16 protein-coding genes are annotated in these 15,743 nt (G+C 60.5%); 10 read left to right on the forward strand and 6 right to left on the reverse strand.

Going from position 1 to position 15,743, the window contains the following annotated elements; genetic code table 11:
• The first annotated feature begins 10 nt into the window (after nucleotides 1–10).
• Nucleotides 11–961, forward strand: coding sequence for a transaldolase (gene tal, locus L1071_RS00865; protein WP_246967547.1), 951 nt, complete (start codon nucleotides 11–13; stop codon nucleotides 959–961).
• Nucleotides 962–1,126: 165 nt separating this feature from the next.
• On the opposite strand, the gene L1071_RS00870 is transcribed toward tal, so the two are convergent.
• The 3 genes from L1071_RS00870 to L1071_RS00880 form a co-directional block, all read right to left on the reverse strand.
• Nucleotides 1,127–2,593: an NAD-dependent succinate-semialdehyde dehydrogenase gene (locus L1071_RS00870; RefSeq protein WP_246967550.1), complete on the reverse strand. Its 1,467-nt coding sequence runs from the start codon at nucleotides 2,591–2,593 to the stop codon at nucleotides 1,127–1,129.
• A 190-nt stretch (nucleotides 2,594–2,783) separates the two neighbouring features.
• Nucleotides 2,784–3,779: an LLM class flavin-dependent oxidoreductase gene (locus L1071_RS00875; RefSeq protein WP_246967553.1), complete on the reverse strand. Its 996-nt coding sequence runs from the start codon at nucleotides 3,777–3,779 to the stop codon at nucleotides 2,784–2,786.
• A gap of 103 nt (nucleotides 3,780–3,882) precedes the next feature.
• Nucleotides 3,883–4,476 carry a YqaA family protein gene (locus L1071_RS00880; protein ID WP_246967556.1) on the reverse strand — a complete coding sequence of 198 codons (594 nt, stop codon included), beginning with the start codon at nucleotides 4,474–4,476 and terminating at the stop codon, nucleotides 3,883–3,885.
• 208 nt (nucleotides 4,477–4,684) lie between these two features.
• On the opposite strand from L1071_RS00880, the gene L1071_RS00885 reads away from it, so the two are divergent.
• The gene (locus L1071_RS00885; protein ID WP_246967559.1) at nucleotides 4,685–6,319 is read left to right on the forward strand and encodes a BCCT family transporter; all 1,635 of its coding nucleotides are present in this window, start codon (nucleotides 4,685–4,687) and stop codon (nucleotides 6,317–6,319) included.
• A 296-nt stretch (nucleotides 6,320–6,615) separates the two neighbouring features.
• On the opposite strand, the gene L1071_RS00890 is transcribed toward L1071_RS00885, so the two are convergent.
• Nucleotides 6,616–7,044 (reverse strand): hypothetical protein, encoded by a 429-nt coding sequence (locus tag L1071_RS00890; protein ID WP_246967562.1) that lies wholly within the window; start codon nucleotides 7,042–7,044, stop codon nucleotides 6,616–6,618.
• 124 nt (nucleotides 7,045–7,168) lie between these two features.
• On the opposite strand from L1071_RS00890, the gene L1071_RS00895 reads away from it, so the two are divergent.
• The 3 genes from L1071_RS00895 (at nucleotide 7,169) to L1071_RS00905 (ending at nucleotide 9,167) form a co-directional block, all read left to right on the forward strand.
• On the forward strand, nucleotides 7,169–7,876 hold the full coding sequence (locus L1071_RS00895; RefSeq protein WP_246967565.1) for an extensin-like domain-containing protein: 708 nt from the start codon (nucleotides 7,169–7,171) through the stop codon (nucleotides 7,874–7,876).
• Between the two features lie 102 nt (nucleotides 7,877–7,978).
• Entirely contained in the window at nucleotides 7,979–8,605 is a 627-nt protein-coding gene (locus tag L1071_RS00900) for a YbhB/YbcL family Raf kinase inhibitor-like protein (RefSeq protein WP_246967569.1), read from the forward strand.
• A gap of 25 nt (nucleotides 8,606–8,630) precedes the next feature.
• Nucleotides 8,631–9,167 (forward strand): carboxypeptidase-like regulatory domain-containing protein, encoded by a 537-nt coding sequence (locus L1071_RS00905; protein ID WP_246967572.1) that lies wholly within the window; start codon nucleotides 8,631–8,633, stop codon nucleotides 9,165–9,167.
• 112 nt (nucleotides 9,168–9,279) lie between these two features.
• On the opposite strand, the gene L1071_RS16190 is transcribed toward L1071_RS00905, so the two are convergent.
• Complete coding sequence (locus L1071_RS16190; RefSeq protein WP_263433926.1) at nucleotides 9,280–9,402, reverse strand: hypothetical protein; 123 nt, start codon at nucleotides 9,400–9,402, stop codon at nucleotides 9,280–9,282.
• Nucleotides 9,403–9,525: 123 nt separating this feature from the next.
• Between L1071_RS16190 and L1071_RS00910 the strand changes: the two genes are divergently transcribed.
• From L1071_RS00910 to L1071_RS00930, 5 genes are all read left to right on the forward strand, one after another.
• Nucleotides 9,526–10,482 carry a LysR family transcriptional regulator gene (locus tag L1071_RS00910; protein ID WP_246967575.1) on the forward strand — a complete coding sequence of 319 codons (957 nt, stop codon included), beginning with the start codon at nucleotides 9,526–9,528 and terminating at the stop codon, nucleotides 10,480–10,482.
• Between the two features lie 113 nt (nucleotides 10,483–10,595).
• A complete protein-coding gene (locus L1071_RS00915; protein WP_246967579.1) occupies nucleotides 10,596–11,630 on the forward strand; it encodes a TRAP transporter substrate-binding protein in 1,035 nt (344 codons plus the stop codon).
• A 67-nt stretch (nucleotides 11,631–11,697) separates the two neighbouring features.
• A complete protein-coding gene (locus L1071_RS00920) occupies nucleotides 11,698–12,204 on the forward strand; it encodes a TRAP transporter small permease (protein WP_246967582.1) in 507 nt (168 codons plus the stop codon).
• On the forward strand, nucleotides 12,201–13,481 hold the full coding sequence (locus L1071_RS00925; protein ID WP_246967584.1) for a TRAP transporter large permease: 1,281 nt from the start codon (nucleotides 12,201–12,203) through the stop codon (nucleotides 13,479–13,481). Before L1071_RS00920 ends, L1071_RS00925 begins: the two co-directional genes overlap by 4 nt.
• 28 nt (nucleotides 13,482–13,509) lie before the next feature.
• On the forward strand, nucleotides 13,510–14,265 hold the full coding sequence (locus tag L1071_RS00930) for a M15 family metallopeptidase (protein ID WP_246967586.1): 756 nt from the start codon (nucleotides 13,510–13,512) through the stop codon (nucleotides 14,263–14,265).
• A 58-nt stretch (nucleotides 14,266–14,323) separates the two neighbouring features.
• Here the strand turns inward: L1071_RS00930 and hglS are convergent, their stop codons facing one another.
• Nucleotides 14,324–15,679: a 2-oxoadipate dioxygenase/decarboxylase HglS gene (gene hglS, locus L1071_RS00935; protein WP_246968501.1), complete on the reverse strand. Its 1,356-nt coding sequence runs from the start codon at nucleotides 15,677–15,679 to the stop codon at nucleotides 14,324–14,326.
• Between the last annotated feature and the right edge of the window lie 64 nt (nucleotides 15,680–15,743).

Consider the following 15,743-nt stretch of genomic DNA (forward strand, 5'->3'; position numbering starts at 1 on the left):
GATATTTGCCATGACGCAACTCGAGGCTCTCAAGCAACTTTCGATGGTAGTCGCCGATACCGGCGATCTCGAGGCCATCAAGCGCTACCAGCCGCACGATGCCACGACCAATCCTTCGCTGATCCTCAAGGCCTTCGAGCTGCCCGGCTATCAAGCGCTGATTGACGAGACGCTGGCGCAGGTCAAGGCCGATATCGCCGATCCCCAGGCTCGGGTCGACGAAGCAGTGGATCGTTTGTCCGTCGCCATGGGCAGTGAGATCACGCAGCTGATTCCGGGGCGTGTGTCCACGGAAGTTGCCGCCAAGCTGTCCTTCGACCGCGAGGCGAGCATTCAGAAGGCGCACCGCCTCATCGAGCTTTACGAGCAGCGCGGGATCGGCCGTGAACGCGTGCTGATCAAGCTGGCTTCGACCTGGGAAGGCATCCGCGCCGCCGAGCAGCTCGAGAAGGAAGGCATTCAGTGCAATCTGACGCTGTTGTTCTCCAAGGCGCAGGCCCGGGCCTGCTTCGACGCCGGGGTGTATCTCATCTCGCCCTTCGTGGGCCGCGTCACCGATTGGTACAAGCAGAAAACCGGGCAGGAGTACGCGCCGGATGAAGACCCGGGCGTCGTGTTCGTGCGCGAGGTATGCGACATCGCCAGCCGCTATCGCTACGACACCGTGGTCATGGGCGCCAGTTTCCGTACCAAGGGCCAGATCCTGGGCCTGGCCGGCTGCAATCGCCTGACCATTTCGCCAGCGCTACTCGAAGAACTCGAGGGCGAGGAAAACGAGATCGAGCGCAAGATCAGCGACGTCGGGGATGCCAGTGAGCGTCTCGCCCCGCTGGACGAAGCGACGTTCCGCTGGGGGCTCAATCAGGATGCCATGGCCACCGAGAAGCTCGCCGAAGGCATTCGCCGCTTCGCCGAGGACCAGGCGACGCTGGAAGAGAAGCTCGCCGCCCGGCTGGGGTGAGGCATACTATTCACCCGCAGTTGCTCTGCGTGAACGTGAAAAGGCCGGCGAATGCCGGCCTTTTGCGTCTGCGCGGATGGCTGGCAAGCCTTAGCCTTTCCACACCTCGGCGAGAATCTCGTCGGAACGGCGGCGATGCGGTGAGTGGTTGGGTACGCATGCCGGTCAACGCTTGGGACGTGGGCCATTGCCGATGCAGTAATATTGAGTTTCCAGATATTCTTCCATGCCGGCATGGGCGCCTTCACGCCCCAGCCCCGACTGCTTTACGCCGCCGAAGGGGACGTGTGGCCCGGTGATGTCCATGGTGTTCACGCCGACCATGCCAAACTCCAGGCCGCGCAGGAACTTGCGGATGCGGGCATCGTCATGGGTGTAAACATACGAGGCGAGGCCGTAGATAGTATCGTTGGCCACCATGATCACCTCATCGTCGTCATCGAAGGCACAGATGGGCGCTACCGGGGCGAATGCTTCCTCGGCCGATACGCGCATCTCGGCAGTAAAGTCGGCCACCAGGGTGGGCATGAAAAACTGTGGTCCGGGGGCCTCGCCTTGATCGCGACCGATGATGCGTGCTCCCTTGTCCTTTGCATCATCGACCAGCGCCTGGGCTTGCTCGACCGCGTCGCGGTTGATCAGCGGGCCGATCTCGTTACCTTCATTGAAGCCGTTGCCCACACCCATGGCATTCATGCGTTCAGTGAAGCGTTCGATAAAGTCTTCGTAGAGGGAGCGGTGCACGAAGATCCGGTTGGCGGCGACACAGTCCTGCCCGCTGGTCTGGAACTTGGCCGCGATCGCTCCGTCGACGGCAGTCTCCAAGTCTACGTCGTCACAGACGATGAACGGCGCGTTGCCACCGAGTTCCATCGCCGTGCACTTGACCGTATCCGCACTCTGACGCAAGAGTTGCCGACCCACCTGAGTGGAGCCGGTGAACGACAGGGCGCGCACGCGATCATCGGCACACACCGTTTCGGAGAAGCGCTTGCCGGAGCAGGTCACGACATTGAACTCGCCATTTGTCAGGCCGGCGCGCTCGGCCAATACGGCCAGGGCCAGAGCGCTGAAGGGGGTCTGACTGGCAGGGTTGATCAGTGTGGTGCAGCCGGCGGCCAAGGCGGCCCCGACCTTGCGCGTGATCATCGCCAGCGGGAAGTTCCACGGCGTGATGATGGCGGCCACGCCAACCGGTTGGCGGGTCGTGCCAATCGCAAATGCGGGGTCTTCCGGCGGGATGGTCTCGCCAGTGGCGCGGCGTGCCTCCTCGGCGAACCAACGCAAGAAGCTCGCCGCATAGTCGACTTCACCGCGTGCTTCCGCGAGCGGCTTGCCCTGTTCCAGGGTCATCAGCCTGGCGAGCGCTTCGGCATGCTCTTGCATGCCTTCGTACCACGCGAGGAGCTTGTTGGCGCGCTCGACGCCTGAAGTATCGCGCCACGTCACGAAGGCGCGTGATGCCGCGTCGATCGCCTCTTCGATACGCGTGGACTGAAGTTCCGGCACATGGCCTATCACCTGTTCGGTGGCTGGGTCACTGACGGCCCGGCGGTCATTATCGGGGGCATCGATCCAGCCGCCATCGACGAAGGCTTGCTCACGCATCAGTGCTTTTTCATCGCCTTCCATAAGCAATACTCCTGAAAAGACGTTCGCTAACCATAATGACGCTACGCTCATGAATGGCGCTTGCTCAAGTGCCATCATGTATTGCTATCGTTACAAGTGAATACTTCAGTAGGGAAATGCCAGTCAGCGTTCACTGACTGGCATTAGGCAGCCGCTGGCCTTATACGTCTGCGTAAATGACTGTCGGGCCTCAGCCTTTCCAGACGTCGGAGAGAATCTCATACGAGCGACGACGGTCATCGTGATCGTAGAAATCACCGTTGATCATGAGTTCGTCGGCTTGAGTATGCGCCAGGAAGTTGTCGAGTTCGTCGCGGATCGTCTCGGGACCGCCGACGATGGAAGCGCCGAGGTTCTGACTGACCATGGCGCGTTCCTGCGGCGACCAGTCGAGTGCTTCGACGGGCGGCAGGGTGCGCGTGCTCTTGCCGCGAATCAGGTTGAGAAACTTCTGCTGCTGAGTGGTAGCCAGGTACTGCGCATGCGCGTCGCTGTCGGCGGCGACTAGCGGGATGCCTAGCATCACATACGGCGCGTCCAGCACGTCGGAGGGCTGGAACATTTGCCGATAGAGCTGGATGGCCTCAAGCATATAGCCTGGGGCGAACTGGCCGGCGAAGGCGAACGGCAAGCCAAGCTGGGCGGCGAGGCGTGCGCTGAAGTCGCTGGAGCCCAGCAGCCAGAGCGGTACATGCGTGCCCTGACCGGGAATCGCCTTGACGCGTTGATCGGGCAGGGCATCGCCCAGGTAGCCGCGTAGTTCAGCCAGGCGATCGGGGAAGTCATTCACGCCAGCGCGCGGGTTGCGACGCATGGCCTGCATGGTCACGCCGTCGGAGCCGGGCGCGCGCCCCAGGCCCAGATCGATGCGCCCGGGATACAGCGTTTCCAGCGTGCCGAACTGTTCGGCGACCATCAGCGGCGGGTGATTGGGCAGCATGATGCCGCCACTGCCTACGCGGATGCGTTGTGTCTTGCCGGCGACATGACCGATGAGCAAGGACGTGGCAGCACTGGCGATGCCGTCGATGTTGTGATGCTCGGCCAGCCAATAGCGATTGTAGCCCAGGGTATCGGTGAGTTGGGCGAGATCGACCGTGCGTTCGAAGGTCTCGGCGGCGGTGCCGTCATGCGAGATCGGTGCGAGATCGAGCACGGACAGCGGAATTTGCGAGAGTCGGCTCATGATGGCCTCTTGATCGGGTGAACGTTAGCGTCCTCAATATTACTCTGTGTGGGGATGACGAGCGTATAACTCAAGGTTTGGCGCTACGTTCACGGTGTGGCGCTCATGGCATGAATTGAAGCCAGAGCCACGAGCCGAACAACACGATGCCCAGCACGCCGATAGGGCGTGCGTGGCGCCGCCACAACGATAGGGCCGCGTCGCCGGCGAGATGCACCAGCAAGGCGAGGCCAAAATAGCGCACGCCACGCGCAAAAAGAGATGCCAGCAGAAACATGGGGAAGGGATAGCCACTCGATCCGGCGGCGAGCATAGCGATCTGGAAGGGGATGGGGATGATGCCCACCGCGAGCACCGCCATAAAGCCGTCGCTGGCCATGCGCGCCTGAAAGGCGGTATAGGCATCCTGGCCCCCAAACAAAGGGATAAGCGTCGTCCCCCAAGTATTCAATGCCCAGGCCCCCAGTGCGTAGCCAATCGCGGCGGCAGTCAAGTTGCCTGCCAGCGCCACGCCTGCCAAGCGCCATTTACGACGCGGTTGGGCCAGCATCCAGGGGATCAGGATGGTCTCGATAGGAATCGGCACCAAGAGGGTTTCCAGCATCGAAGCGAAAAACAACAGCGGCAGGGCATGCCGTGAATGCGAAAGACGCTCGAGCCAAGCGGTGGCGGAAGCCAGACGGGTTGGTGACGGCATAGCGGGCTCTTCAATGAAGTTTAATGATTGATTTGCTGAAATATAAAATGCGGTTATGGCCATGCGGCAATGATTCTGCCATCGTGGTCGATTGGTCTCATGTATTTGGCTTTGGTTCCCTGGGCCATTGCAGGCATGCTGGGCCCGGTGATAAGAACCCAAGAGGTGCATGAGACATCGTATCGTCGGAGACTAAGAGGATAGCTGCATGGCCAATATTGGAAGGCAAAATGTATTCATCGTCTCTGCCTTGATCGTGGCGGTTCTGGTCGCCATAGGCGCGGCCTTTCCCGAGGGCTTCGGTGAAGCGGCATCGACGGCATTATCAACCATTTCACACTACTTTGGGTGGTTCTACCTGTTTTCGGTCTTCGGGTTCGTGGTGTTCTTGTTGACGCTGGCCTTCAGCAAGTACGGCAAGATCCGCCTAGGCCCGCAGGATAGCTCACCCTCCTATAGCTTCTTCTCGTGGGTCAGCATGCTACTGGCGGCCGGATTTGGCGTCGGCTTGGTATTTTATGGCATGGCCGAGCCGATGACACACTTTCTCGAACCGCCTTACGGTGACATGGAAGGTGGCACCGAGGAAGCGGCACGCTATGCCATTCAATACAGCTTCTTCAATTGGGGCATCCATCAGTGGGCGGCGTTCTCCGTGGTTGGGTTGATCATCGCCTATTATCAGTTCCGCAAGGGACAGGCGGGACTGGTGTCCAACGTGCTCTCGAGCATGACCGCCAAGCGTCCCAAGCTGCGCAAGATAGGACCGGCGCTGGATGTGTTCGCCGTAGTCGCCACCGTGATGGGGGTGGCGACGTCCATCGGCCTGGCGGTGTTGCAGATCAACGGTGGTCTGCATGCAGTGTTCGGCGTCGAGGAAGGCGTCAAATGGCAGTTCATCATCATGGGCGCCATGTTCCTGTGTTACATGGCGTCTACCTGGTCGGGGTTGGACAAGGGCATCAAGCGCCTTTCCAATCTCAACATGGTGCTGTGTTTTGCGCTGATGTTCTATGTGCTGATCACCGGACCGACCGTGGCGATCCTCGAAACCATCACCTTAGGAATCGGCGATTACCTACAAAACATCGTGGGCATGAGCCTGCGTGTCGCGCCCTATAGTGACGATACTTGGGCGAGTAATTGGACGATTTTCTACTGGGCGTGGGTCATCGCTTGGTCGCCGTTCGTGGGGACTTTCGTGGCACGTGTCTCGCGCGGCCGTACCATCAAGGAGTATGTGTTCGGCGTGTTGATCGTGCCGCCGCTGCTGGCTTGCCTGTGGATCGGCGTGTTCGGTGGGGCTGCGCTCAACATGGAATTGTCCGGTGATGTCGGATTGGCCTCGGCAACGGCTGACAACATCACCGTGGCGCTGTTCCAGATGTTCAACTTGATGCCCTTCTCCAATGTGCTGTCGGTGGTGGCGCTGTTCTTGATCTTCATCTTCCTGGTGACGTCTGCAGATTCGGCGACCTACATCGTCTCGCAGATGACCGATGGCGGCTCGCTGAATCCGCCTTTGGTGAAGCGGATTATCTGGGGCGTGTTGATCGCCGCGATCTGTCTCACCTTGCTGGTCGCGGGAGGCTTGAATGGGCTGCAATCCGCAGCAGTGCTGGCGGCATTGCCATTTACCTTCATTCTCTATGGGATGATCTTCGTGCTGGTGAAGGAACTGCGAGCGGATCGCAAGGCGATGCTGACGGCACTGTATCATCGCCATGGAGAGACGCCGGTCGGCGCCGATGCCTTCGAAGCCGACACGTTGGCTGATGCCGAGCGCTATCGTCGCGCTCCGAATGTGGTCAATCGCCGTATCAATACGCATGAAGGCGGGTAACGCACGCCTGCGGCTATGCAACGCCCGGCTTCGGCCGGGCGTTTTACGTTGGCGCTGGTGGAAACGCGCGCCACCCCTTATGGTAAGCGATATTGCATGGACGGGAGTGAGGAATGCCCCAAGTGGCCAAAGCAGGCAGGCGACAACGTCACGGCGCGACTCGCCGCCGGAGAGGAGGCCCCGTGCGTCCCCGGGGCGGCGTCGATGATTGGCTGAATCGACTGGTGAGCATCGCCGTGCTCACCGCGCTGATCGTAGGCGTGCTGGCGTTGCTGGTAACCCTTTTGTGGGGCTGATTACGTACGTCCCGGCGGGACTCTCCAGAGCCCGAAGCAGCGTGCGAAGACCCAAATGCCCAGCCCCCAAGCGCCATTGACCAGAAAGCCGATGGGAAATCCGGCGAGGTTGAGGCCGCGCCCCTTGAGCGGAAAGACGATAAACAGCGCCACGAGTGTTAACGCGATACCGCCGAACAGCACGCTTTTCCACCACAGCCCGGTCGTGACGTGGCAACGCGTGAATACCCACAACATGACGATGCCCCATACACCGCCCCAGAAGCTCGCCGACAGCCACTGAGGAACGCCCAAAGGAGGTACGGCTGTGGTGCCATAGGGCGCAAACGGGATGATGGCGTAGGCGTGCAACAAGCCCGCCATGGGCTGATGGAAGCAAAGCACGGCGAAGAAGCCAGCGATGAAGGCGAGTGGAATCCAGCGTGGCATGGCGGTTCTCCTGTAAGGTCGGGGGTGCGTACAGTATCGGTCACATTCGCATTCCTCACAGGCGGATCGTCATATGACCGCTGACGTTCTCTAACTGAAGGCTTTGCACCTTGCCGGGAGTGCCATGAAACCGTCGCTTGCCTTCCTCGCGTTGAGTTTCGCCGTGATTGCCGCCGGCGTCGCCCTGGACAAGGGCGTCTGGAGCGTCCCTCAGGAGTGGAATCCCTTCGCTCCGCTAGCGATTGAGGATCCACTCACTCCGGTGACGCAGTGGAAGCTCGGTCGCTTGGAGGGCGATCGTGAGGCCTGCCGCGATGTTCTCGACGCCGCGCCTGCTGGTACCCTGAATTACACGCCGCTGGCGGATTACACCCCCGTTGCCGGCTGCCCGCTTAAAAATGTGGTGCGCGTGCGCCATGCCGGTGTCGATTTCAATGCCAGTTTCGTGGCCAGCTGTCCGCTGGCGGTGGCTTGGTCGCTGTTCGAGCGTCAACGCCTGCAGCCGGCCGCGCAGGAGGTGTTCGGTGAGCCGGTGGCGTCGGTACGCCACTTGGGGAGCTTCGCGTGTCGTAACATCTATCATCGCGACAATGCCCGCCGCAGCGACCACGCTACTGCGGAAGCGCTCGATGTGGCGACCTTTCGGCTGGCGGACGGACGCCGTGTTTCCGTGCTCGATGACTGGGTGGGCGACGATGACGCGGCGGATTTCCTGCATCGCGTGCGCGATGGCGCCTGCGAGGTATTCGGGACAACCCTCGGGCCGGACTACAATGCCGCGCATGCCAACCATTTTCATTTTGGCATGCGCGGCGTCTCGTTGTGTCGTTAGTGGCGTTGCGCGCTGGGCTCCGTTGGTCCTATGCGCACCGCCTCATGAATGTGCCAGACTAAGCAATAGCATCTTCTTCACGGCCTACCAGGAGGCAGCCGCATGCGCATCGATGTGCAGGACATCATCGACGGAGAACCCATTCCCGAACGCTTCGCGTTCGCCGCTCCCGATCCCGATCAACACCTTCGTTTCAGTGACAATAGCAATCCGCGTGTTCACTGGCATGATGTGCCTGCCGGGACGCGTAGCCTCGCGCTGTTGGTGGTCGATGCGGATGCGCCCACGGACCCTAGCGACGTCAACCAAGAAGGCCGCAGCGTGCCAGCCGAACTGCCTCGCGCCGATTTCTACCACTGGGTATTGATCGATATCCCTGCGGAGGTGAGCGGCATCGACGAAGGCGAAGATGCTGACGGTGTCGTGGCCATGGGCAAGGCACCAGGCGAGACCGGCAAGGGCGTACGCGGTATCAACAGCTACACGGACTTTTTCGTCGATGACGAACAGCTCGAAGGCATTTACGGAGGCTATGACGGGCCTTGTCCGCCGTGGAACGACACCTTGGTGCATCGCTACTACTTCACAGTCTATGCGCTGGATATTGCTTCGCTGGGTCTGCAGGGCGAGTTCACCGGTGATGAAGTTCTCGAGGCCATGCAAGGGCATGTCATCGAGCAATCCTGCGTGATGGGGACTTACACGCTCAATCCAGAACTTACGCGTTAAGTTCGCTTATAAGGTGGCTCATGGAATGAGACATAGACGCACGGGATGGTGGCTGGCCCTGGTGGGGCTGGCACTGAGTGGCTGTGAAATGCTACCCACGGGTGGGCCGACGCAGCCCGTCGATGTCGAGGAAGCCGGCGAAGGTACGCCGGTAGGCGCCGTCGAACGTCAGGTTGCATTTCCCGCCGAGGAATACGCCAAACTGGACAAGCATGGCTCCGCTGTCGTCAAGGGGCGACTGCGCTACACCTCATCGACAGACGGTACGCTGGTGGGCAAGAACGAAACCGTGTCGATCGCCCCGGCCACGCGCTATTCCGCCGAGGCCGCCGAAGCCGCGCTGGCGGGGAAGCGCATCGAGCCTGCGGACCCACGTGCGCGTGAATACACGCATTACGCCAAGACCAACGCCAACGGCTATTTCGAGGCCACCGGCATTCCCGCGGGGGTCTTCTATGTGGCCGCAAGCGTGCGCCTGCCGGACGGCTCGCGCAGCCCGCTGATCCTGAAGCAGATCGAGATTGGCGCCGGCCAGACGCGAGAGATCGATCTGAGCCGCTGATGCATGCGATGCACGCCCCTCCTCGAACAAAAACGCCCCGCTGGTTGGCAGGGCGTTCATGGTTCGTTGCATGCCCGCGCAGAAAGGACGGGGCGCGACCCAATCACGAGCGTCAGCGCGAGTGCGTGGGTGTCTTCTTGTAGTGTCCGGGCACCGTCACACGCTCGCCATTGGGCAGATCGCGGACATAGGTAGGAACGTAGACACGTTTGATGACACTCTTGGCTTCCGCCATGATCCAGTCTCCTATGAATTCGACACCTTCACGCTACGCCGGTTGCGGATTGGAATCAATCCCATCCCCTGTGATCGTTAGTGGGATGATGACCTATTTATCAGATCGCTGACCGAGCTCGCCATGACTCCGTTCAAATCTCGTGCGCTTGAATATCTTGATGCCGTCGTTCGCTATGGTTCGCTACGCCGGGCCGCCGCGCATCTGGAGGTCAACCCATCGGCACTCAGCAGGCAACTGCGCGCGCTCGAGGAGGAACTGGATGCTTTGTTACTGGTGCGTTCGCCACGCCTGGGATTGACGCCTGCCGGTGAATTGATGCTGCGTCACTATCGCGATCGACGCGCCGCCGAGCGGGCAACACTTTCCCAGTTACAGGCAATGCAGAACCTGGAACATGGTGAGGTACATATCGCCGTTGGCGAAGGATTCATAGCGGATCTGGTTTCGGCACCCTTGCAGAATTTTTTGGCCACCTATCCGGGATTGGAAATCGAAGTACATATGGCGGGGCTCACCGATGCCATGGCGTTGGTCGAGGAAGGGGGCGTCGATCTGGCGTTACTGTATGCGCCGCCGGACGACCACCGCCTGGTCTCGCATGTCGATCGTTGCCAACCGCTGGATCTGATCGTGCCCGCCGAACACGCGTTGGCCCGTGCGACGGCGCCGCTGACGCTCGCCGAGATCGGTGCGCATTCCTTGGCGCTTATCGATGGGCAAACCGGCATGGGGCAGTTGGTCGATATGGCATTGCGGATGGCCAAGCTATCGTATCGGCCGCGCATGAAAACCAACTCGGTGTCGGTGCTCAAGAATTTCGTGCGTTCCGGCTTGGGCGTGATATTCATGCCTGAGCTCAGCGTCCTCGAGGAAATTCACGAGGGCAGCATTGTCGCGCGCGAGGTCGACGCCGAGGTACTGTGCCAGGCGCAAGCGCGCATCGTCAGTCAGGTCGAGCGGCCATTGACGGTGGCAGCCCAGGCGTTCATTGAGCACCTGCGATATAGCATGCCTTTCTTCAGCGCCGACGCACCGCGCGTCTTGGACGCACGCATGTTGCCTTTAAGGCAACGCTAGAGCGCTTGAAAGGTCAACAGCGCAACGATTAGCGTCATAGAAAGCCGCTGTAAACAACGGCCGATCAATACACGCGTCATGTCGCGTTCCGATAACAACAAGGAGTCCTCTTCATGCGTTTCTCAATGCTGCGTCCCGTGTTACTCACAGCTGCCGTCACAGGCTTGCTGACGACGGCGAGCCTGGCCAATGCGGCCACGACCATCAATCTGAGCTATAACGGACCGCCCGATGCGGACAAGAATGCGGTTCATCTGTTTGCGTCCAACCTCAAACGGCTGGTGGAAGAAAAAACCGACGGCGATATTCAGCTCAAGCTATATCCCAACTCCATGCTCGGCGAAGAACAGGAGCGCATGGAGCAAGTCGCCAATACGCCGAGCCTCAACATAGCTTCATTCGCCGGTATGTCGCCGATCGTGCCCGAAATCTATGTCAGTGCCACTCCCTTCCTGTTCGATGATTACAACGCCGCGCATGAGTTTTTCGACGAAGGTGATTATTGGAACAAGGTCGAGGAGGCGCTCAAGGAGCGCACTGGTGCCGAGTTGCTTGGTGTGATCGAGGAGGGGGGCTTTCTTGGATTCACGAACTCCAAGCGGCCGATAAAGAGCCCCGACGATTTCGAGGGACTGCGCTTCCGCGCCATGGATCCTAGCCAAGTCGCGCTTTATGAGGCCTTCGGTGCGTCCGGCACGCCGATACCCTGGACCGATACCTACATGGCGCTCAAGACCAATGTCGCCGATGGCCAGATGAACCCGCCGATGTACATCATCATGGGCAGTCTCTACGAAGTGCAGAAGTACTTCACCCGGGCTAACGTGCAGTATTCCGACCAGTTCCTCGTGGCTAACGGCGATTGGTATGAAGGACTCTCAGACGACGATCGCCATGCTGTCGACTCAGCCGTCGAAGAAGCCAATGAGCTCAACCGTGAAGATGTCGAAAAGCGGGTCGACGAGCGCGTCCAGTTTCTTGCCGATAATGGCATGACGGTGATCGAACCCAACGAGGAAGAGATGGCGGCGTTCCGTGAAAAAGGCCAGCCGGCCTACATCGATTGGCTCGAAGAGCAGGGTATCGACGACGAGTGGATCAAGATGGCGCTCGAGGATGCCGGTCAAAGCGACCTGCTCAGCGACTGATTCCCACGTTATTCACCCGGATGCCAGGAGTACGACCGGCCATGCCGGTCGTACCATGTAAATCACTATGTTCCGAAAAACCTTGTTATCGCTGCTGGGGCGGATAACGACCGGCCTGGGCGGAGTGGCGCTATTGGTCACGCTAATCGATATCCTGTATGGCGTCGTGACGCGCTATGTGGTTGGTCAGGCGCCTATCTGGAGTGACGAACTTGCGCGTTACTGCTTGATCGCATCGGCGTTGCTGATCGCCGGCAATGTTTGGGTGCGTGGCGAGCATATGCGAGTGGCGTTACTCGAGCGCAAGTTGGGAAACATCGCCCGGCAAATTTTATTGGGTTATCAATGGCTTTTGACCCTGGCGCTGTGTGTGGCCATGACTTGGTGGAGTTGGCATTACGCGTTGTCGGTGAGTTATTTCACCTCTCAGGGACTGGGCATTAGCCGCACCATTCCCATGCTTGCCATGCCGCTGGGTTTCGGCCTGCTTGCCTTGCAGGTATTGCTTTACGGCCCTCGTCCATTGCCTCAGACCGGTGATGTCTCTCCAGATGTTGCGGAGGACGCCTCATGATGGTCGCTGTGATGTTCGTGGTTTTGTTGGCCAATACGCTATTGGGCATACCGCTTTTTCTCACTTTGATTGCCACTGCGCTGGTGGGTTTCGTTTTCGTCGACCCCGGCATGATCGCGCGGATGATGCCGCAACAGTTCTTCGGCGGTCTCAACAGTTTCTCGTTGATGGCGATTCCGTTGTTCATTCTCGCCGGCAATCTGATGAATACCTGTGGTATGACCGAACGTTTGATGCGCGTCGCGCGTCTGCTGGTGGGGCATCTGCGCGGCGGTATCGGGCATGTCAATGTGGTAGGTAGCGTGTTCATGTCCGGGGTCAATGGCTCGGCGGCTGCCGATGCCTCTGCACTGGGGGCATTGCTGGTGCCGGCGATGAGACGCGAAGGTTATTCCACGGCGTTTGCCGCTGGGCTGACCGCCGGTAGCTCGCTGATCGGGCCGATCATCCCGCCGAGCATCTTCATGATCTTGTATAGCGCGCAGACCAATACCTCGGTCGGCCAGCTGTTCCTGGGCGGCGTGGTCCCCGGCCTTCTGCTGGCACTGGCGTTCATGGCGATAAATGCCGTGCATGCCAGGCGGGCGGGTTTCGAGCGACGCACCACCTTGCCTACCAGACGTGAGATATATGCAGCGGTAGGCGGGGCGTTGCCGGCGCTGGTTGCGCCGTTCATCATCGTCGCGGGGATCGTGCTGGGTATCGTCACGCCGACCGAATCCGCTGCCTTGACCGTCCTCTACGTGGCGGTGTGCGGGCTGCTGATGGGAGAGCTGCGTCTGACGGCTTTCTGGCGTGCCGCGATCGAGACCACACGGTTAACGGCAGCCATCTTCCTGATCATCGGCATCTCGTCGGTGATCAGTTGGGAGTTGGCTTATGCACAGGCGCCTGATCGTTTCACTAGTCTGCTCGAGCCATTCATCGACTCGCCGGTGATTGTGCTCTTGCTGCTTAGCGCCATCACCTTCGTGACCGGCATGTTCATGGAGGAAGTATCGGCGCTGATGTTGCTCTCGCCGGTATTCACGCCAGTGGCGCTGGCGGCCGGCATCGATCCCGTGGCGCTGGGTATAATCATTACGCTGAATATCACTATCGCCTTGATAACACCCCCGATGGGCGCCTGCCTATTCATCGCTGCGGCGGTTAGCCGCTTGGATATAACCGTGCTCTTCCGCACTATCTGGCCGTTCATCCTGGTGGCGGTCGGGGTTCTGTTATTGCTTATTGTCTTTCCCGGCCTGATCACTTGGCTACCCAATACTCTGGGCTGACTTCAACTTGGAAACGAACCGCTTGAACGTGACTGACTCGACGCTTCGACCCATCGCCGACATTGCCGATCCACAGTGGGAGGCCATTGCCGCTATTCCCATCGTCGACGACGGCATGCCATTACATGCGCTCAGCCTTGCCGCGCCGGCCTTGCGCGTGCATCCCATCTACCATGCCCTGGGCGTATCTGGGGCGGTGCCCGAGTGTTGGGCGCGGGAGGCAGTCTATCGGCGACTTCTCATGGTGGCACGGAGCCTGCCGGAAGGTCTGGGATTGGTGGTGCTGGATGCCTGGCGGCCCTATGTCGTGCAGCGCCACTTCTATGACACCTTGCTGAGAATGGTGGAAACGCGCTATGCGGATCTCGACGAGTCGGATCTGCGGGCGATGACCCGGGCATTTGTCTCGCCGCCCAGTGATCAGCCAGAGTGTCCGAGCCCGCATCTCACCGGCGGAGCAGTGGATGTAGCGCTATGCGACGATGATGGGATGCTGCTGGAGATGGGCTCGGCATTCGATGAAGCGCGGCCCGCCTCGCATACCGTCCACTTCGAGCATCATGCCCACGACGCCACGACGCGAACCTACCGTGACCGGCGACGGGCCCTTTACCACACCATGTGGGATGCCGGCTTCGCCAACCTGCCCAGCGAATGGTGGCATTACAGCTATGGCGATCAGATGTGGGCCTGGTATCGGCGGGAGTCACGGGCGGTATTCGGCCCCAGCAGCCCCGATACGCTCGAGAAGCGCTGGCAGCGGTCGCTGGGGCTGGGGGATTGACGCCCCCTTGCCGTCCAGGTCAAACGATAGTGATTTTTCACGATTGAATCGGTAGAACTTAGCGCTTCAAGGCCTCGAGAGTCGATTGAAGAGACATGCGCTCGCGTTCTGCATAGAGGGCCAGCTCGTCGGTTACCTTGGCGCCTAGCGCTTCCTCGAAGGCCTCTTTGTTGGCATTGCCCGCATAGGCCTGATTGCCGCCACCGCCGAGGTTCGACTGAAAGATGCCGGCCGCGCTGACGGGCAGGAAATCCTCGTAGGTGATCGGCCGAGCGGCGACCAGCCCTTGCTCGATGAGTTTTTCCAGCTCGGCCTCGGCGCCCGCTCCGGCCTCACGCCCCGCTGCGGTCAGCCGGTACTCGAAGAAGGCTAGACCCTGATGGCGTAGCTCGGCTTCGGTGTCCGGGAAGTCGGCGAACACCTCGGCCAGGACGCGCTGGTGTTCGGCATTGGTCAGTCCGGTCGTACGCTGACGCGATTCGGCGAGCAGCCGGTCATAGAGCGCACGTCCCTTGGCGGTCAACGCCACGCCACGTTGTTCGATTTCGCCGAAACGCGCGGTGTGAGTGCCCTGACGTTCACCGGCGAAGCGGGTCGGCTCCTCAAGGGCCTTGAAGCTGGTCTGGCGCAGCAAGATCGGGCAGTCGCGGCGCGGCGGGCCTTCGATGACTTCCTTGGGATTCATCCCCGCCGCCGGCATGCGGCGTTGCGCCTCGTCGATATCCAGGGTGCGTGGCGTCAGATGATTGATATGTGGCCCGCGAAAGCAGACCACGTCGGCGATCAATCGATGCTCGGCGTGCAGCGCCTCGTAGGTTTCCAGGTCCACCGTGGCGTCCTGGTGCCAGCGAAAGGTCTCCAACGACTCGGCCACGAAGCGGTCGGCCTGTTCGTCGGTGAGCCCGCCCTGGCGTTCGCTGAGTTCGATCAACTCCCGTGCGCCGGGCGTGAAGATGTCACGCTCGGCGAGGATCCCGGCGGCGCGCTCGCGTAGCTCGGCGCTCTCGATCAACTCCAGGCGTAGCAGCGAGGTAAAGACACGGAAGGGGTTGCGCGCCAGGGCGTCGTCGTCGATGGGCCGGAAGGCGGTGGAGTGAACCGGCACGCCGGCCTCGGAGAGATCGTAGTAGCCCACCGGATACATGCCCATCACCGCGAACAGCCGGCGCAGCATGGTGAGTTCTTCGGCCGTACCGACGCGGATGGCACCATGCCGCTCGACGCTGAGGCGATTCAACTCATCATGAGCCTCGAGCCGCGCGGCCAGCTCAGGATCGCGCTCGAGGGTCTCGCGGTTCACCTGAGCTACCAGCTCGAGCAGGGTTTCGTACTGGGGCACTTCGGCCTGATACATGGCCGACATGGCCTTGGAGAAACGGTCACGAATCTCGTGATGGGAAATGGGGACTGTCATCGGCTGTGCCTCATGGTGTCGGTCGTCGACGTTGGATGGATGCGCGCTTAGTACTGCCAGCAGC

This window comes from Chromohalobacter sarecensis (assembly GCF_023061135.1).
GTDB classification, from domain to species: Bacteria; Pseudomonadota; Gammaproteobacteria; order Pseudomonadales; family Halomonadaceae; genus Chromohalobacter; species Chromohalobacter sarecensis.